Below are 17,121 nucleotides of genomic sequence, written 5' to 3'. Positions count from 1 at the left end.
CCCGAAATGCTTAGGAGGCGAAGACCGCCAGGAACAGACACAGAAAGGCAATCGCAACCACGCACCATGTGGTGGCTTTGATGAAACCGTTGAAAGTTTTGGTTTGGACGGTGATGTCCATTTCGCCGTGCTTGTGTTCAGCCATAAGTCTCAGAATCCCAGTTCGCGTGTTTGATCTGTTGGATAATAGAAAACCAGACGCCTGTCACCACGTCATTCGCGCGCAGGGCTTGCTTACCTGAGAACCGAGCATCCCGGATATCCAAACCCCCAACGCCAGGGCAAGCCGCTGCATGGCCCACCGCCAAATCGCACCGCACCATACATCGCATCCGCCGTGATCGCGTGTACGGTGCGAATCTGCTCGGGCGTCATATCGTAGCGGTCGGCATAGTCTTTGGCATAACGGTCTCCATGCTCCACCACGCAAGCGTGCAGAGCATCATCCGCAGCTAAACGGGCGTCATAACTTGCGTCTGCCGTCACCGCATCACCCGCGTTGTGGTAGGCTTGGTCATGGGTCACACAACAATATTCCCATGGCGGGTGCTCTTCATACAGCTCACCGACTTGTGGGAATTGTTTGGCCACCCAACGCCAACTGGTCGACAACCCGCCCGAACATCCATCTGTTTCAAACGCAGTCAATTCGGCACTAACGCTTTGATTTATAAGGGCACGATGAGAGGGCATCTCAAAACTGCGCATCAGATCCTGAGACAATGCAGGCAGCGGCAGCAAAGACACTAACAACGTCAGTCTAAGGGCTGTCATCGCGCATTGCCTCGGTATCGACCTGCAATCCAAACGTCGTGGCCAGCCACAGCAACAGCCGCTCACCCGGCCCCATTTCAGCACGCACGCGCAAGACCTCATTGGCCATGGCCGGGCGATCCGTGATCAGACCATCCACACCCATCGATGCCATTTTGGACATCTGCAATGGATCATTCACCGTCCAGACATAGATATCCTTGCCGGAGTCCTGCACCTTGCGAATCAAACCTGGCGTCACCATCCCTGCATTGACCGCGACGAATTCACCGTCCAACCCGGACAAATCCCCAACGGCGGTGGCCGCCAACACGCCGGACCGCCAGTCGGGGCGCAGCGATTTCATCTTTTGCACCGCCGGATATTTCAGCGACATGGTGGCAATGTCGTCCTGCATCCCAAGCTCTTCCACCAGATTGATCACCCGATTTTCCAGATCGACATCGTGACCATAATATTTCAGTTCGATCAGGACCTTGGACTTGCCCTTGGCCGCTTCCAGCACCTCGCGCAGGGTCGGTGTGCGTTCCGAGGCATATTCCGGGCCAAACCAACTGCCGATATCAATGCCGGCCACATCCGCCATGGTTGCATCCCAGACTTTCAGGTTCACCCCGGCCAGCTTCATGAAATCGCTGTCATGGGCCACGATGACTACATCATCGGCCGTTTCCTGCACGTCGATCTCGACCCAATCCGCGCCATCCTCGATGGCTTTCAGAACTGCAGCCATGGTGTTTTCAGGCCTTATGGCCGCAGCGCCTCGGTGGCCGATGACCTCGGCATGATCCGGAGCCTGCACACGTTCCAGCAGACCTTGACCGAACCAAATGCCGATACCCAATGCAGCCAGAGCTGCTGCGACGGTTACAAACACGGGTGCGCGGATTTTGCGGGGTTCAGGATGGGCAATTTCCTTGGCTTCTGTATCGAAAAATCCATCCAGCAAAACCGCCAGCGCGCCCAACGCAGTCGCCGCCAGAACCAACCCCGCCAGGGACCACAGCCCAGCGATTATCAGGCTGAGGATCAGCGCGAACCTGAGGCTGCTGTCCCCCTGCATCGGCACCAGTGCAAACAAAAGGCTGACCACCCCCGCGATCAAAGCCGCGACGACAAGGCGCATCGCCAGCCACAGGGCAAGTTCGATCTTCAATCGCCCACGCTTACCTTCCATCCTCTGTTCACTATTGGCGAAAGCCACACGTGGCGACGCACCTTCAAACAGAACCAGATGCAGGGCCAGCGCCCAACCGGATAGACGCCGGATCAAAACCCAGGCCAGGGCCAAAACGACCAATCCGATCAGTACGACCGCCACCTGAAAGGCAGGGGGGTGGAAGGTCAGGTAATAGTTGATGTCGTATTCCGTCAGCGTCCACCACGCGATCACCCCCGCAACTGCCACAAATGGCAGGGCAAGCAGCAAGACGCGCAGAATAAACCGCACAGCAAAGCCGAACAGCGCCGGAAAGCGGGACAGGTTCAGCGTCAGCCCCGCACTGCCCGCGCGCCAGGGGTCGCGTTCGCCCATGCGCAAGGACCCGGCCATGACCGAGAACACAAAGACCTCAGCCAGCAAAAACAGGCTGAGAACCGCAATACCTGCTATGAAGCCTGCCGGAGACAGCAGGAACATCGCAATGTCCTGATCTGTCAGCGCCGTTTGATCCGACAGAGAAACGGCCAGGTTGACCGCCAATGCGACACCCGGCGCGATCATCGCCACCAGCAGCAGACGCACGGCAATATAGATCGGTACAAAGACCCTGCGCCGAGCCCAGGCCCCGGCATAGGCTTGTGAAACTTCTTGGAAAAATCTGCTCACGCGGTGGCCTCCGAAATGGTGCATTCATTCAAAGGCGCGCAAGCGTGAATTGCAAGTCAGCTGTCTTCCAGATCAGCCGCCAAACGGAATCCGATACGGTTGGCGGGTTTGTCTTCGACCGATTTGGGCAACGCGCGCAGCATCACGTTCAACTGGGTGACATGTTGCACCAATTGCGTACGAGCCCCGGTTCCGTCCGAGCCATAGAAGGTGATTATATCGGGGTCAAAAAAACCCATGCCTTCGATCCGCATCACACCGGCATCACCACCGGTAAAGCCCATTGCGACCTCGTGATCGCCATCCAGCGTCTTTTCAAAGTTCTGGATGTACATGATCAAACGTTCATAGGCCCATTGTGCAGGGCTTTTGGTTTCAACCGGCTTGTTCAGCGGCTCAGGCAGAGTTTTGGTGCCGGATTCGGCCTTTGGGTCGGCGTGAACCTCGTGGCAACGTGGCAAGGCTGCGGCTTCGGCGGCCTCGGCCGAGGTTTCGATCTGGTCCTGCATTCTTTTCTACCCTTTGCGCTGGTACAGCCAAGCTCCGTCCGCGCGCTGCGTCCGGGTCACAGCGTCAATGTGGTAGAGATGGTTCATATGTGCAACCGCCTCGACCAGCGCGAGCCCATATTCGCCCTCGCGGATCGTGCGTTTGAACAGGGGCAGGAAACAGTCGGCGGCAGCTTTGGGCTCGACCAGATGGTCCAACAAACGCTCCAACGCGCTGTGGTGATTCTCGATCAGCTGCCTCATGCGCAGCGGCAGGCCGGTAAAGGGCAGCTTGTGCCCACCCAGAACCAGATGATCAGGCCGGGCCAGTGTCTGAAGTCGCTCGCACGCCTCCATCCAGGCCGAAACCGGGTCGGCCATGGGTTCTGTCGCATAAACCCCCAAATTAGGGCTGATCGAGCTGAGAATCTGGTCTCCGCTCAACACCAGATTGTCATCGCGGCTCCAGAAAGTGGCATGTTCCGGGGCGTGACCATTGCCCATATGCACATCCCAGTCGCGCCCGCCCATGCGGATCACGTCATCTTGCTGTATCCGGGTAAAGCCCAGAGGCATGGGATAGACCGTATCCGCAAAGTTGAACGGGCGATCCTTCATCCGCGCATTCAGAACCTCGGGTGCCATGCCGGTGCTGCGATAGAAATCCAGGGTCTCTTGCGGCCATGTTTCTTGAACGTCCAGCGTCAACATCCGTGCAAACAGCCACGAGATACGGCTGGTCACCAGTTCAGCCCCGTGATCTGACTGAAACCACCCGGCATTGCCGACGTGATCAGGATGGTGGTGAGTCACAACCACCCGCTTGATCGGTTTGCCCGCCAAGGGTCCATCCATCAAGGTTTGCCAGATGCGCCGCGTCTTGTTCGAGGACAGCCCGGTGTCGATAACCGTCCACCCGTCGCCATCGTCCAGAGCATAAATATTGACGTGATCCAGCGCCATCGGCAGGGGCAGGCGCATCCACAGAACGCCCTCGGCAACCTGAATGGCTTCGCCTGTCGCGGGCGGCTCGGCCCACGGATATCTGATTCCCAAAACGCGACCCCCGTCCATCAGGCTACCAACTCATCCGGGCTGAGCGCAAACAGGTCATCCGCCCCGCTTTGCGCCCGCGCCAGAAGGCCCGAATGTTCGGGCAACAAGGCATTGATGTAGTATCGCGCCAACTTGGCCCGTGGTCCATCCGGATCGGCCAGAGCTGCGGTCAGGTGGTAATGCCCGCCCAGTACCCGCGCAAACGCCTGCAAATAGGCGGTTGCACCTGCAAATCGGTCGTTCATGTCTTTCTGCGCCACAAGCCACTCGGTCGCTTCGCGCACGGTTTCCGTGGCCTCCCAGACCGGACCGGCCAAATCGGGCATCGTGGCCCGGGCGCGCTCGGCCTGATCTTCGATCTCGTCCAGAAGGTTCGATGCGGCCTCACCCCCGTCCATCATTTTGCGTGCAACAAGATCCATGGCCTGAATGCCATCGGTTCCTTCGTAAATCGCTGTCACACGAACATCACGGGAATACTGGGCTGCACCGGTTTCTTCGACGAACCCCATGCCGCCATGCACCTGCACCCCGGTTTCAGCCACGCGTATCCCGGTGCGGGCGCCAAAGGACTTGCCGATTGGCGTCAACAACGCCGCCCGCGCGGCCCAATCGGCATCACCTGTGGCTTTCGCCATGTCAATTGCGGTTGCGTTGGCCAACAAAATCGCACGCGCCGCGAAGATATCCGCGCGCATATCCATGATCATGCGGCGCACATCTGCATGATCGATGATGGTACCCGAGGGCGTCCGGCCCTGCTTGCGGTCCAGCGCATAGGCCAACGCGTGCTGATAGGCGCCTTCGGCAACGCCGACGCCCTGCCCCCCCACACCCAAACGGGCGTTGTTCATCATGGTGAACATGGCGGCCATACCACCGTGTTCAGGGCCCACGAGCCAACCTTTGGCCCCGTCAAATTGCATCACGCAGGTAGGTGAGCCGTGCAGACCCATCTTGTGTTCAACCGAAACCACTTTCAGGTCATTGGCCACGCCGGGATTGCCATCCGCATCAGGGATGTATTTCGGCACCAGGAACAACGAAATCCCTTTGGTACCCGGCACCCCATCCGGCAAGCGTGCCAAAACCAGATGGCAGACATTTTCGGCAAAGTCGTTGTCACCCCAGGATATGAAAATCTTCTGCCCGGACACCGAAAATGTCCCATCGCCATTTGGCTGGGCCTTTGAGGTCAGGGCACCCACATCCGAACCGGCCTGTGCCTCGGTCAGGTTCATGGTGGCCGACCATTCACCAGATATCATCTTCGGCAAATACAGCGCCTTCAATTCATCGCTGGCGTGATGCTCCAACGCTTCGATCTGGCCTTGCGCCATCAGTGGCGCCAGTTGCAGCGACAGGCATGAGGCGCTCATCATCTCATTCACGGCGGTGGTGATGGTCATTGGCAGGCCCATTCCGCCATACTCAGGATCAGCACTGATCCCGACCCAGCCGCCTTCAGCAATCGCCTTCCAGCCATCACCATAGCCCGGAGAACTGCGCAATACGCCATTCTCAAGCCGTGCAGGTTCCAGATCACCGGCACGTTGCAACGGTGCCAGAATCTCTTCACACATCTTGCCCGCCTCAGACAGAATAGCACTGACGACATCCGCGCTGGCATCTGAGAAAGTTTCAGTGGCGGCGACCTGGTCAAACCCGACCACATGGTCCAGCAGAAATTGATAATCTGAGATTGGGGCGCGATAGGGCATGGCTTCTCTCGGGGTCTAACGGATCAGAATACATCGGCGGGCTTGGAATCAAGCGCAAGCACCGCTAAGCGTATGGGCTTGTACCGACTACGTACTATTCCAGATGTTTCAAGCAACCAAAACGCGGCGTCATCAATTATGATCTCATCCGGCACTCAGGAATTGACGGCGGATCCCGACGGTATAGCACGGGCAGCGGACTTGCTGCGCCAGGGCCTTCTGGTCGCCCTGCCAACCGAAACGGTCTATGGCCTGGGCGGCGATGCCCGCAATGGGCAGGCGGTCGCGTCGATTTACGAGGCCAAGGGGCGACCCAGCTTCAACCCGCTGATCGCCCATGTCGCCTCGGTCAGTGCGGCGCAGAGGTTTGTGCAATGGTCTGATCAGGCCGAACAACTGGCGCAAGCCTTCTGGCCAGGCCCGCTGACTCTGGTTCTGCCGCTGCGCGAGGGGCACGGGATTTCCTCGCTTGTGACGGCCGGGTTGAACACGCTGGCGGTTCGCGTGCCCGCACATCCCACCGCCCGTGCATTGTTGACTGCGTTCGATGGGCCGGTCGCTGCGCCTTCGGCAAATCCTTCGGGTCAAATCAGCCCCACGACAGCAGACCACGTGTGGTCGGGCCTGGGCGGCAAAATCGCCGCTGTACTGGATGCCGGGCCTTGCGGCGTCGGGCTGGAATCCACCATCGTCGGACTGGCCGGAGAGCCCACCCTGCTGCGCCCCGGCGGTATCGCGCTGGAACAGATCGAACAGGAACTGGGGGCGCATCTGCACATGCATCAATCAGGTGATCTGCTGACCGCCCCGGGACAACTTCAATCGCACTACGCGCCGGACGCCCCGGTCCGCCTGAATGCCAGGTCGCGTCAGGGTGACGAGGTCTTGCTGGGCTTTGGTCCGGGGGACTGTGATCTGAACCTGTCCATGAACGGCAACCTGACCGAGGCCGCCGCAAACCTATTTGCATCCCTGCATGAGCTGAACAAATCCGGGCGGCCGATTGCGGTTTCTCCGGTCCCCGAGACCGGGCTTGGTGCGGCCATCAACGACCGACTGCGCCGCGCCGCCGCGCCACGCGACAGCTGATCAGGCGCGGCCAGCGCTGGCGGACAAAGTCAAAGGGTCCACGCCCAAAGTGGCCAGCGCGGCTTCCCATTTCTCATCATCGGTCACGTCAAAGACCAGCTTTGAAGTTGCTTCAGTGGTCAGCCAGCCATTCATGGCAATTTCATCTTCAAGCTGGCCCGGACCCCAGCCGGCATAGCCCAGCGCGAGCATCGAATTCAGCGGCCCGGTTCCCGAGGCAAGGTCTTCCAGAACATCCAGCGTAGCGGTCATGCTGAACTCTTCAGAGATCTGCATCGAATGCAGGTTGGCCTCGTAATCGGCGCTGTGCAGGACAAAGCCGCGCGACATTTCGACGGGCCCGCCAAAATGAACCAGGCGTTCGCCAACAACCGGAATGCGGCATGCGATGTTCAACTGGCCCAGCAGGGTCTTGATTCGCAGATCTGAGGGTTTGTTGACGATCAGCCCCATGGCACCGTCATCGCCATGGCTGCACATGTAGACAACCGAATGGTCGAATCGCGGATCACCCATGCCGGGCATCGCAATCAACAGTTTTCCGGTCAGATCCATGGGCCGTCATCTCTTTCTCAACCTATGTCAACAATGGCCCCGCCACCCCTGTGTTTGCAAGAGAACAACGGGTATTTCGACAGATTTCATTGCAGTGACCGGATCGTGACTTGGAATCCGCCCTCAGCCCGCGCATGTATGAGGTATGAAGATGCCCATGAAATCCGCCGCTGTTGCTGCACTCGCGTGCCTGTCTCTGTCCACTTCGGTTGCCGCGCAGGGTTTGGATGGCGTGGTGCAGCTGGATGTTCTGGATGGCGGTCGAACCGCAAACGGGACCTACCTGAGCGCCCTGAAATTGACCCTGAAAGACGGCTGGAAAACCTATTGGCGCGCGCCCGGTGATGCGGGCATCCCACCCCAGTTCGACTGGAAACACTCTCAAAACGTTGGGCATGTGGACATCACTTGGCCCGCGCCCGAGATTTTTGACCAGAATGGCCTGCAGTCTATCGGCTATGAAAACCAGTTGGTTTTGCCGATCGAGATCACACCACGCAACCCCGCCAAACCCGTCCGCCTGCAAGGTGAGATGGATCTGGGCGTCTGCAAGGATGTTTGTATCCCAGAACGTCTGGATTTTGACCACACGCTGGACGGTGATGCCGGGCGCAATCCCGCAATTGCCGCAGCTTTGGCGCAACGTCCCTATTCCGCGCAGGAAGCCCGCGTGAGCAAAGCCACCTGTAATCTGACTCCGACACAGGACGGAATACAGATCGAGGCTAGGGTGACGATGCCCTCCGCCGGGGGGCGCGAGGTCGCCGTGATCGAACCTGGAAACCCGGTTCTCTGGGCGTCGCAGCCGGTCTCGCAACGCGAGGGGGATACGCTTGTGGCACAGGCCGAAATCGTCAACGCGTCCGGCGCGCCTTTTGCGCTGGACCGGTCCGAGATCCGGATCACCGTTCTGGGCGCCAATCACGCGGTCGATATTCTGGGCTGCACCGCGGGTTGAGATTGTGACCCGAACTCCAAAGATCGGTGCCTTGGCGGTTGTTCTGCATCAGGATCAGGTGCTGCTTGTGCAGCGCAGCAAACAGCCGGATGCTGGGCTGTGGGGTTTTCCGGGTGGCCATGTGGAATGGGGTGAGACCGTTCTGGAGGCCGCACATCGCGAATTGTTCGAGGAAACCTCGGTGATCGCAGAACCGTCGCATTATCTGAAGAATTTGGATCTGCTGCGACACGATCCAAAGGGTCAGGTCCTGTCCCATTACCTGCTGGTTGGTGTCGCCTGTCAGTACCGTTCTGGCACGCCCAAGGCGGGTGACGACGCGCTGGATGCGCGTTGGTTTCCGATCGATCAGATACGCAAAGGCGACCTGCCGATGAGCGCTCGGGTTGTCGATCTGATGGAATACGCCGTACGCGCGGGTTAGGCACCTGCTGACCGGGCGATCCGGACATAAAGCAAACCAGACACCAAAACGCTCAGCGCCACAATCGGTAAGGCTCCGGCCAGGAATGCGCCCAACCCCATTTGCAAAGCCGCAATACCGTCCGCGCCGGGGTAGAGACCCTGCAACGCCTCAATCGGCACGCCGGTGACAGCGGGCCAGATCATCGTCAAACCAAACCAAATCGCCAAGGTGGCAACAGTGCCCATCAATGCCGCCCGAACCACTCGGTCCGGCGCGCGCGCGGCACGGCGCATGGCAGTCATTGGACGCGCAAAATCATTGAGGATCGCTAGCAGAGCAGGCACGAGGATCAGGACCAACAACATCCCAAATCCTAGCCCATAGACCAGAGTGATCACGGTCGGCTTAAGGAACTGTGCCTGTTGCGAGCCCTCATACAGCAGCGGCGCAAGCCCAAGAACCGTGGTCAGCGTGGTCAACATCACGGGCCGTAGCCTGTCAGCCGTGCCCTCGACAATCGAAGGAACCAACCCACGGTCCTGCTGATACCCATCTATTGTGGTCACCAGAACAATCGAGTCGTTGATAATGATCCCGGTCATGCCCAGCAATCCAACCACCGTGAACATACTGAGCGGCACATCCCAGATGTAATGGCCCCAGATCGCCCCCACCAGGCCAAAGGGGATTATTGCCATGACCACCAACGGCCTCGACCAGCTTGCAAACACCCAGGCCAGCACAAGGTAGATTCCGGTCAGACACAGGATCAGCCCGGTGCGTGCCTCGGCCAGGAACTCGTTCTCCTGCTCACTCAGACCGGACATGCGCCACTCGACCTGGCGTTCCGCAGCGATGTTGGGCAGAATCTCGTCTTGCATCACACGTTCGATTTCAGCCGCACGCGCCGGGTCATCCTCGGAAATATCGCCCATGACCGAAACCACCCTCAGACCGTTCTCACGCCGAACGGTCGAAAATCCCGACTTACGCTCGACCGAAACGATGTCGGCCAGTGGCACATAGACCCCATCGGGCGAGCGCATGAGCGTGCGTTCAAGGAAATCTGCCGTTAGTTCACCTTCGGGCAGTTCCACACGAATCTCGGCACTGCGCGGCCCATCGGGGAATGTTGCCGCCTCGATACCGTTCAACCGATTGCGTAGGGCCCGCCCCAATGTTTCAATCCGAAAGCCCAGCGCTTGTCCCTGTGCGGTCAGGTCCAGAAGAAATTCTTCCTTGTCATAGGCCAGAGTGTCCTCGAGCGCCGAGACTTCAGAGAACTTCGAAAGCTCGGTTTGCATGTCTTCTGACGCGGCCTTCAAAACATTCACGTCAGAGCCGTAAAACTGCACATCGATGGCATCGCCCCCAGGCCCGGAGCGCCACCCCCGAAAGCTGATCACTTCGAGTTTGGGATGGCGTGGCGCAAATTCCTGCAACTCGCCCACAAACTCAAAACTTGAATAAGGACGCAGATCAGCATCGATCAACTCGATCGAGATCCCCCCCAACAAAGTTCCATCCTTACCATCCGCGGCGGCCAGCTGTCGGCCTGCGTTCCCGCCAACCTCGGCGAGGACGTAGTCAATCGGATTGCGGCCATGACGCTCTTCATAGATCTGGCCCAGCTCGTTGGCCGCTTCCTGCACCATGCGCATCATTTCAAGCGTATCTGAACGGGTCGAGCCTTCGCGCATGATAAAGCCGCCGCTCACCGAACTACGTTCGGGTGCATTGAAAAAACGCCAGTTCACATCACCGCGAATGAACAGCGCGACTTGGCTGGCCAACACAACGATCATCATTGCCACAACCACATAGCGCGCCCAAATCACCCAAGCGATAAGAGGGCGGAACAGGTGGTCCCGAACCCAACGGAAACCGCGATTGACGACACGATTTGGCAAGTCATACCAGTGTTCCTTGGCCGAATGCGCAATGGCGTGCGCCATGTGATTGGGCAGGATCAGGAAGCATTCGACTAGCGACGCGATCAGAACGGCAATGACCGTAAAAGGAATATCGCGGATCATCTCTCCGAACCGACCGCCCACCAGGGTCAGGCCAAAAAACGCGATCACGGTTGTCACGGTCGCTGCCAGAACGGGCATCGCCATGCGCCGGGCCGCACGTTCAGCAGCCACCACAGGCGCTTCGCCCAGACGCCGGGCACGGAAATCGGCATGTTCGCCCACCACAATGGCGTCATCCACCACGATACCAAGGGTAATGATCAGGCCAAACAGCGAAACCATGTTCAGCGACAGCCCTCCCAGATACATCAGCGCAATGGCCGCCGACATCGCCACCGGGATACCCGCCGCAACCCAAAAGGCGATGCGTGCATTGAGGAACAGAAACAACAGGCAGACAACAAGGCCAAGGCCCATCAAGCCGTTATCCACAAGGATGTTCAATCGATCAGTAATGGCCTGTGCTCGGGTACGGATCAGATCGATTTTCACACCTTTAGGCAAGCTGGCCTGCATCTCACGCGCAACGTCTTCGACCGTACGCTGAATCTCTATCGCATCGCCCAGATTTGACCGGTCTACCCTGATGGACATGGCCGGGTCGTCGGCCACAAAGTAACTGCGGTACCGCGTTACCCCTTCGACCCGGATAGTTGCTACGTCCCCGACCTTGAGTTTCGATCCGTCGGCATTTGTCCGCAGTGCAATTCCTTCGATTTGCTCGGGTGTGCGTTTTTCAGTCCCAGCCCGGATACGCGCGCCCGCGCCCTCCACTGCTCCGGCAGGATCAGTGTTTACCTCGGCTCCAATCGCTGTTGCTATATCTGCCATTGAAATGTCGTTGGCGATCAACTGCGCCGTGGTGACTTCGACAACGATCCGCGGCGCCGCGATGCCCCGGATTGTCGTGCGAGTTACACCGGCAGTGAACAGGCGATTGATCAGCTCGTCCGTCATCTTCGCCAATTGGTTGGTATCAGAGGGACCGCTGATGACAAGATCCGTTACTCGATCCCGCCATGCACCGCGTTTGATCTCGGGCTCTTCGGATCCCTCCGGCAGGTCCGACACACCGTCTACGGCAGTTCTGACATCCTCAACCGCGCGGGACATGTCCCAGTTTGGCTCGAACTCCAGTCTGACACGGGTCCATCCAGGATGTGAGCTGGCCTCGGTGCTGGTCACCCCTTCAACAGCCAGCAGCGCAGGTTCCAGCAATTGCACAATACCGGCATCCATGTCCTCCGGCCCGGCACCATCCCACGTGACGCTTACATCGACACGTTCCAGAATAACGTCCGGAAAGAATTGTGCCCGCATGTTAGGGATTGCTGCAGCACCTAGGACTAGCATCACCAGCAACAGTAGATTGGCAACGGTCCGATGGCGCGTGAAATAACTGAGAATACCACTCGCTGCGCCGGGTATTTCACGCATCATGGCGTTCAGCCCCCAGCCTTGGTTTCAAGGCGACGCACCAGCGAGGCAGGCACACGCGCTTCCTGCAATTGGCCCAGCAGCTGTGATTTTTCGTTCTGCGGCATGGATTCACTGGCTTCGACCTGCGCCACAAGCGCGGCCCGTTTCGAGGGGCTTAACTCAACCATGTCCGGATCTACCCCGGCGTCAACGCGCAACGGCCGCACCCGCACGCCGGAACCCAGAAGAGGCGTGCGCCCAATGACAACTTCGCGTCCTTCCAGCCCGTCGCCCCGCAACAGAACCTCGTCGCCTTGCCTGCGGATCAATTGCACAGGCAGGCTTTCCAGCCGGTCATCCGCGCCAAGCACCAGTACAGTGTCAGATGCATCGAGAACCGAAGACGGCAGGCGATAGACATTTGCGACCGGCTGCTCCTGAACCGAAACGGTCACAAAATCGCCGGGCTTGAAGCCTGACGCCTCTTGCAGGCGGGCATAGATCAAACGCCCGGTCTGTCCTTCTCCGGCAGAGCCGCTGTCGCGGCTGATCTGACCCGTCGCGCTCAAATCTGCGCCGGTGACTTCCAGCGACACCGTAACTGGTCCGTTAATCAGGCGGTCGTTTCCATCCAACAGGCGGACAAACTGTGCCGTAGAGACCCGGAACGCGACTTCAAGGGCGTTGGGATCGACCAGTTCGGCCAGCTTTTCATTGGCTGATACCAATCGCCCTTCCACCAGAGTCACATCGGTCAAAGTGCCGCTAAAACCCGCCCGAACTGTCATATCCTCAAGGTCGCGTTCCGCGGCTTCCAATGCGATCACCGCGCGGGCCTGCAATGTCATGGCCTGATCAACACGAGATTCTGCCTGCGCCAGCGCGATACGGCGGGCCAGAACCGCCTGCTGAGCCGAAGTCGCGGCCAATTCGGCCTCTTCCACGCTGGCAGCGGCACCGACACCCCGGGATTGCAGGTCACGCTGACGTTGCAGCGCCCGTTCACGCAGGTCTGCCTGCGCTTCGGCCGATTTCAACTCGTCCTGCGCCAGCAGCAAAGAGCGTTCGGCATCGCGCTCTTCAAATTGAGCATCCAAAAGATCGGATTTTACCCGATCCAGAGCAGATTGTGCATCCGCAGGGTCCAGTTCGACCAATACCTCACCCGCCGAAACCGAACCGCCATCCTCAAAATCTTCGGCCAGGGCAATCACGCGCCCGCCCAGCGCAGCGCGCAGTTCCAGCCTGCGGCGGCTTTGGACCTCTCCGAATGCCTCAAGATAGGGGGTTACGGTTTCTGCTTCGGCCTGACGCACCGCAACCGCAAAGACCCTCTCGCGCGAAGGGGGTGTTGCATCTTCCCGTGTCAGAACATCCTGCACCGCGCCCAAAATGATCTGCGCGGCAACAAACAGCAAAGCCAGCGTCAGAAACGCCAGAAAAACACCGACAAGACTTTGCCGCAGAAATCGCATCAGTCAGTTACCCCGGTTGCACCAAGCTGCCGTTCCCAACATGTAGCTGGATTACGAATTATGCCAAGCCACAAAGCAGTTATACGGAATTGAACGTACGACCAGTCTACTTCCGTCGCAGATGTTCGTCCAATCTGGGCATTATTTCCACAAAATTGCAGGGGCGATGGCGATAATCGAACTGTTTTTCGAGTATCCCGTCCCACGCATCCTTGCAGGCCCCCGGGCTGCCCGGCAATGCGAACAGGTACGTGCCACCGGCAACGCCCCCCGTTGCACGGGATTGCACCGCAGAGGTGCCGATTTTTTCCATCGAGACAATCGTAAAGACGGTGCCAAAGGCGTCGATCTCTTTCTCGTAGACATCCCGATGGGCTTCGACGGTCACGTCGCGCCCTGTCAAGCCTGTGCCCCCGGTCGAAATCACGACGTCAATCTGATCATCCGCCACCCAGGCGCGCAGTTGATCGGCAATCTGATTGCGTTCGTCCCGGATGATCTTGCGATCAGCCACCACATGGCCCGCCTTTTCGATCCGGTCCACCAGTGTCTGGCCCGAGCGATCCTCGTCCATCGACCTTGTATCCGAAACGGTCAGGACGGCGATTTTGACCGGGATAAACTTTTTGCTTTCGTCGATGCGTGACATCTTGCGTCAGGCCCTTTCCAAAATGGCAAGCCGGACTGCAAGCGCGGCAAAAATACCACCTGTAATCCAACCAATAACACGTGAGGCGCGCGGGTTGCCGATCAATACTCTGCCAGCGCGCCCGGCAAAAATACCAACCAACCCATTCACCAAGAACCCGCCAAACGCGATGATCAGGCCAAAGATCAGGAACTGCAGCAGGACCGAACCCACAGTCGGATCGACGAATTGTGGCACAAAGGCCAGGACGAACAGAATGACCTTGGGGTTGGTCAGGTTGACCAACATCCCGTCACGAAAAGCTAATCGTGTCGATCGCGCAGGTGCTTCCCCTGCCGAAGCGCCGTTTCGGACAGCACCCCAAGCCAGATACATCAGATAAGCTGCGCCCAGCCATCGGATCACTTCAAAAAGCCAAGGCAGAGCAGACACCGCAGCCCCTAGCCCAAGACCCGCAAGCAGGACATGAATCATAGAGCCCACAGACACCCCGGCGCTTGCCGAGACAGAGGGCCAGGCACCCGACCGTAGACCCTGACCTAAGCAGAACATCATATCAGCGCCGGGCGTCAGGCTCAGCGCCAAGGCAGCTGGAACAAAGACCAGCAAAGTCTGGAGCTCGATCACGTATTCACCTCAAACCAACTTGGAGTCGGGCCCAGATTGGCCAAGCACGTCTGGCCCAGTGATCCGCGATAGCCCCAGCTTTCATGCACATGACCAAAAAACGCGAACCCGGGCTGCAGACGTTCAATCGCATCTCGCACAGCTTTCGATCCGACCGACAGGCCTTGCGATGTCTGGTCACCATAGCCTTTGGGCGGTGAATGCACGATCAGGATATCGGCCGCGTCACACCTATCGAGCATCTCGGCGGCCGCGCCTTCGGTTAAGTCACAGGACCAATCGCCAAACGGCGTGGGGGGCACGCCATAGCCCAGGCCAAACAGGCGTAACCCGTCGATGGTCATACCAGACCCGTGCAGGACATGGACACCTTCCGGGACGGCATCGCCCAGTTCTTCTGCACTTTCGGCATTTCCGGGGATCAGGACCAACGGCGCTGCAATCCCCGAAAGCATCTGCATTGCTTCATCCAGACCCTGCCGCATATTGCAATAATCGCCTGCGCCAATGACCAGATCAGCCTCGGTGCTGGCCGCAACCAGATCGGCTGCCCGGTTACGTGCCATGTGCAAATCGGAAAAGGCCAGAACCTTCATGATGCTCCTCGCAGCCGCGCTTTCAACTCCAGCAGATCCGCCCAGGCCTGCCGCTTCATCTGCGGCTGACGCAACAGATAGGCCGGGTGGAACATCGGGATCACCGGCAAATCCATCGCTTGATCCCAGTTGCCGCGCAAACGGGTAATGCCGCGTTTTCCAAGCACCGCCTGACAACTGATATTGCCCATCACGACCAGAACCTCGGGCTTGGCCAGCGCCACGTGGCGTTCGAGGAAAGGTTTCATCATCCCGATCTCTTCGGGTTTGGGATCCCTGTTCTGCGGCGGTCGCCATGGCAGCACATTGGTAATGTAGACGTTCTCGCGACGATCCAGATCAATCGCTGCCAGCATCCGGTCCAACAATTGACCTGCGCGACCAACAAAGGGTTTCCCTTCGCGATCTTCTTCGCGCCCCGGAGCCTCGCCAATGATCATCACCCGGGCACCGGGAGTGCCGTCGGCAAAGACAAGCTGCCGTGCCCCGCGCTTTAGTTCACATTGCTCGAATGCCTCCATCGCGCTGCGCAACTGGTCCAGTGAACTTGCCGCCTGCGCGACTGAGAGGGCAGTTGCCACGGGGTCAACTGCCTTAGGCTTTGTCGGAGCGGCAGTCGCGGCTTCTGCTTTCTTGGGCTTGGGCGACGTATCCGGCAACGCATACCGGTCTACCGGCGCATCCCCGATAGCCTCGGTCGCGCCCAGTTCGATCTGCCATTCCAGCAGCGCCCGCGCAGAATAATAGTCCAAGCCTGATTCCATACGGATAATTTACCTGCCTGAGGGCTGAGGGAAAGCGAATAGGGCTTGATCGGTCGCTCTGTCGCGCCGACCATCGGGGTGCGATGCTCAGAATTTTGCGATTCCTCCTTGTTGGATTGGTGCTGGCAATCACCGGTGATCCGGCATTGGCCACGTTTCACGACAAACACGGGCAGTGCCGTGCGGGTCAGTTCAAATGCGGCAATACCTGTTGCTCGGGTGGACAAAGATGCAGCTTTGATGGCCACTGCATTCCGCTGGGCGGCACGTATTGCGGCGGCGGTCGCACCTGTGGTCCATTCGAACGCTGCGTGGCCGGTGGAACCAGATGTGCGCCCGCAGGCCTGAACAAGTGCACATCACGTCTGGATTGCCCGGGCGGCAGTTTCTGCAACGGGCGTGGCGAGTGTGAACGGATCGCACCCGAACTGGACACAACGCCACCAACCACATGCGATGATGGTAGAACCTGCGCGCGCGGTTCATCCTGCCTGCCTGGCGGGGGCTGTTCCCGTCCGGGATGGTTCTTGTGCGAAGAAACCGGATCGCAATGCCGCCCCGGCTTCAAATGCTCGACCCATCAGGGCTGCGTACCGATCAAAGCCATCGACTGCGGCTATGGCAAATGGTGCAAGCCGGGTGAACAATGCCTGCCCGAGGGCGGCTGTGAAAAACTGCCAGAGGGCACGGAACCTTAGGTTGCTTTGGGCCGCACAGCTTTCTATAAGCGGCCCGATTGT

Annotated in this window: 17 protein-coding genes; 4 read left to right on the top strand and 13 right to left on the bottom strand. The window is 58.9% G+C overall.

The features are described from left to right. Positions 1–10 precede the first annotated feature (10 nt). The 6 genes from ALB80_RS10485 to ALB80_RS10460 form a co-directional block, all read right to left on the bottom strand. On the bottom strand, positions 11–145 hold the full coding sequence (locus ALB80_RS10485; protein ID WP_050604020.1) for an aa3-type cytochrome c oxidase subunit IV: 135 nt from the start codon (positions 143–145) through the stop codon (positions 11–13). Between the two features lie 89 nt (positions 146–234). Further along, the gene (locus ALB80_RS10480) at positions 235–774 is read right to left on the bottom strand and encodes a hypothetical protein (protein ID WP_050604019.1); all 540 of its coding nucleotides are present in this window, start codon (positions 772–774) and stop codon (positions 235–237) included. Continuing rightward, positions 761–2,602: a glycerophosphodiester phosphodiesterase gene (locus ALB80_RS10475; protein WP_253276859.1), complete on the bottom strand. Its 1,842-nt coding sequence runs from the start codon at positions 2,600–2,602 to the stop codon at positions 761–763. The genes ALB80_RS10480 and ALB80_RS10475 overlap by 14 nt, the downstream gene beginning before the upstream one ends. Positions 2,603–2,658: 56 nt before the next feature. Then, the gene (locus ALB80_RS10470) at positions 2,659–3,111 is read right to left on the bottom strand and encodes a DUF6173 family protein (protein WP_050604017.1); all 453 of its coding nucleotides are present in this window, start codon (positions 3,109–3,111) and stop codon (positions 2,659–2,661) included. Positions 3,112–3,117: 6 nt separating this feature from the next. After that, on the bottom strand, positions 3,118–4,164 hold the full coding sequence (locus ALB80_RS10465) for an MBL fold metallo-hydrolase (RefSeq protein ID WP_050604016.1): 1,047 nt from the start codon (positions 4,162–4,164) through the stop codon (positions 3,118–3,120). Continuing rightward, positions 4,164–5,867 carry an acyl-CoA dehydrogenase gene (locus ALB80_RS10460; RefSeq protein ID WP_050604015.1) on the bottom strand — a complete coding sequence of 568 codons (1,704 nt, stop codon included), beginning with the start codon at positions 5,865–5,867 and terminating at the stop codon, positions 4,164–4,166. Before ALB80_RS10460 ends, ALB80_RS10465 begins: the two co-directional genes overlap by 1 nt. Before the next feature lie 138 nt (positions 5,868–6,005). On the opposite strand from ALB80_RS10460, the gene ALB80_RS10455 reads away from it, so the two are divergent. Next, positions 6,006–6,956: an L-threonylcarbamoyladenylate synthase gene (locus tag ALB80_RS10455; protein WP_050604014.1), complete on the top strand. Its 951-nt coding sequence runs from the start codon at positions 6,006–6,008 to the stop codon at positions 6,954–6,956. Here the strand turns inward: ALB80_RS10455 and ALB80_RS10450 are convergent, their stop codons facing one another. Further along, positions 6,957–7,511, bottom strand: a complete 555-nt coding sequence (locus tag ALB80_RS10450) for a YqgE/AlgH family protein (protein WP_050604013.1) — start codon at positions 7,509–7,511, stop codon at positions 6,957–6,959. Positions 7,512–7,656: 145 nt separating this feature from the next. Here ALB80_RS10450 and ALB80_RS10445 point away from each other — a divergent pair, with 145 nt between their 5' ends. After that, positions 7,657–8,469, top strand: a complete 813-nt coding sequence (locus tag ALB80_RS10445) for a protein-disulfide reductase DsbD domain-containing protein (RefSeq protein WP_050604012.1) — start codon at positions 7,657–7,659, stop codon at positions 8,467–8,469. A gap of 4 nt (positions 8,470–8,473) precedes the next feature. Continuing rightward, positions 8,474–8,893 carry an NUDIX hydrolase gene (locus ALB80_RS10440; RefSeq protein WP_050604011.1) on the top strand — a complete coding sequence of 140 codons (420 nt, stop codon included), beginning with the start codon at positions 8,474–8,476 and terminating at the stop codon, positions 8,891–8,893. On the opposite strand, the gene ALB80_RS10435 is transcribed toward ALB80_RS10440, so the two are convergent. The 6 genes from ALB80_RS10435 to ALB80_RS10410 all read right to left on the bottom strand — a co-directional run bounded on the left by ALB80_RS10435 (position 8,890) and on the right by ALB80_RS10410 (position 16,381). Next, positions 8,890–12,291, bottom strand: a complete 3,402-nt coding sequence (locus tag ALB80_RS10435; protein ID WP_050604010.1) for an efflux RND transporter permease subunit — start codon at positions 12,289–12,291, stop codon at positions 8,890–8,892. The genes ALB80_RS10440 and ALB80_RS10435 overlap by 4 nt on opposite strands. A gap of 5 nt (positions 12,292–12,296) precedes the next feature. Next, positions 12,297–13,745: an efflux RND transporter periplasmic adaptor subunit gene (locus tag ALB80_RS10430; RefSeq protein ID WP_050604009.1), complete on the bottom strand. Its 1,449-nt coding sequence runs from the start codon at positions 13,743–13,745 to the stop codon at positions 12,297–12,299. A gap of 106 nt (positions 13,746–13,851) precedes the next feature. After that, complete coding sequence (gene moaB / locus ALB80_RS10425) at positions 13,852–14,394, bottom strand: molybdenum cofactor biosynthesis protein B (RefSeq protein ID WP_050604008.1); 543 nt, start codon at positions 14,392–14,394, stop codon at positions 13,852–13,854. 6 nt (positions 14,395–14,400) lie between these two features. Further along, positions 14,401–15,021, bottom strand: coding sequence for a LysE family translocator (locus ALB80_RS10420; RefSeq protein ID WP_050604007.1), 621 nt, complete (start codon positions 15,019–15,021; stop codon positions 14,401–14,403). Beyond that, positions 15,018–15,617, bottom strand: a complete 600-nt coding sequence (locus ALB80_RS10415; protein WP_050604006.1) for a metallophosphoesterase — start codon at positions 15,615–15,617, stop codon at positions 15,018–15,020. The genes ALB80_RS10420 and ALB80_RS10415 overlap by 4 nt, the downstream gene beginning before the upstream one ends. Further along, entirely contained in the window at positions 15,614–16,381 is a 768-nt protein-coding gene (locus ALB80_RS10410; RefSeq protein ID WP_050604005.1) for a uracil-DNA glycosylase family protein, read from the bottom strand. The genes ALB80_RS10415 and ALB80_RS10410 overlap by 4 nt, the downstream gene beginning before the upstream one ends. 83 nt (positions 16,382–16,464) lie before the next feature. Between ALB80_RS10410 and ALB80_RS10405 the strand changes: the two genes are divergently transcribed. After that, positions 16,465–17,079 carry a hypothetical protein gene (locus ALB80_RS10405; protein ID WP_050604004.1) on the top strand — a complete coding sequence of 205 codons (615 nt, stop codon included), beginning with the start codon at positions 16,465–16,467 and terminating at the stop codon, positions 17,077–17,079. The last annotated feature ends 42 nt before the right edge of the window (positions 17,080–17,121 follow it).

It is taken from the genome of Ruegeria sp. 6PALISEP08 (assembly GCF_001238295.1).
GTDB lineage: Bacteria > Pseudomonadota > Alphaproteobacteria > Rhodobacterales > Rhodobacteraceae > Ruegeria.
This window is presented reverse-complemented; position numbering and strand designations above follow the sequence as displayed.

Bases quoted from the DNA above. Each gene is read 5' to 3' on its own strand.
- ALB80_RS10445 (WP_050604012.1), top strand. From the start codon at position 7,657: ATGAAGATGCCCATGAAATCCGCCGCTGTTGCTGCACTCGCGTGCCTG.
- ALB80_RS10415 (WP_050604006.1), bottom strand. From the start codon at position 15,617: ATGAAGGTTCTGGCCTTTTCCGATTTGCACATGGCACGTAACCGGGCA.
- ALB80_RS10460 (WP_050604015.1), bottom strand. From the start codon at position 5,867: ATGCCCTATCGCGCCCCAATCTCAGATTATCAATTTCTGCTGGACCAT.
- ALB80_RS10470 (WP_050604017.1), bottom strand. From the start codon at position 3,111: ATGCAGGACCAGATCGAAACCTCGGCCGAGGCCGCCGAAGCCGCAGCC.
- ALB80_RS10435 (WP_050604010.1), bottom strand. From the start codon at position 12,291: ATGATGCGTGAAATACCCGGCGCAGCGAGTGGTATTCTCAGTTATTTC.
- ALB80_RS10430 (WP_050604009.1), bottom strand. From the start codon at position 13,745: ATGCGATTTCTGCGGCAAAGTCTTGTCGGTGTTTTTCTGGCGTTTCTG.
- ALB80_RS10405 (WP_050604004.1), top strand. From the start codon at position 16,465: ATGCTCAGAATTTTGCGATTCCTCCTTGTTGGATTGGTGCTGGCAATC.
- ALB80_RS10450 (WP_050604013.1), bottom strand. From the start codon at position 7,511: ATGGATCTGACCGGAAAACTGTTGATTGCGATGCCCGGCATGGGTGAT.
- ALB80_RS10465 (WP_050604016.1), bottom strand. From the start codon at position 4,164: ATGGACGGGGGTCGCGTTTTGGGAATCAGATATCCGTGGGCCGAGCCG.
- ALB80_RS10455 (WP_050604014.1), top strand. From the start codon at position 6,006: ATGATCTCATCCGGCACTCAGGAATTGACGGCGGATCCCGACGGTATA.
- ALB80_RS10485 (WP_050604020.1), bottom strand. From the start codon at position 145: ATGGCTGAACACAAGCACGGCGAAATGGACATCACCGTCCAAACCAAA.
- ALB80_RS10480 (WP_050604019.1), bottom strand. From the start codon at position 774: ATGACAGCCCTTAGACTGACGTTGTTAGTGTCTTTGCTGCCGCTGCCT.
- ALB80_RS10410 (WP_050604005.1), bottom strand. From the start codon at position 16,381: ATGGAATCAGGCTTGGACTATTATTCTGCGCGGGCGCTGCTGGAATGG.
- moaB (WP_050604008.1), bottom strand. From the start codon at position 14,394: ATGTCACGCATCGACGAAAGCAAAAAGTTTATCCCGGTCAAAATCGCC.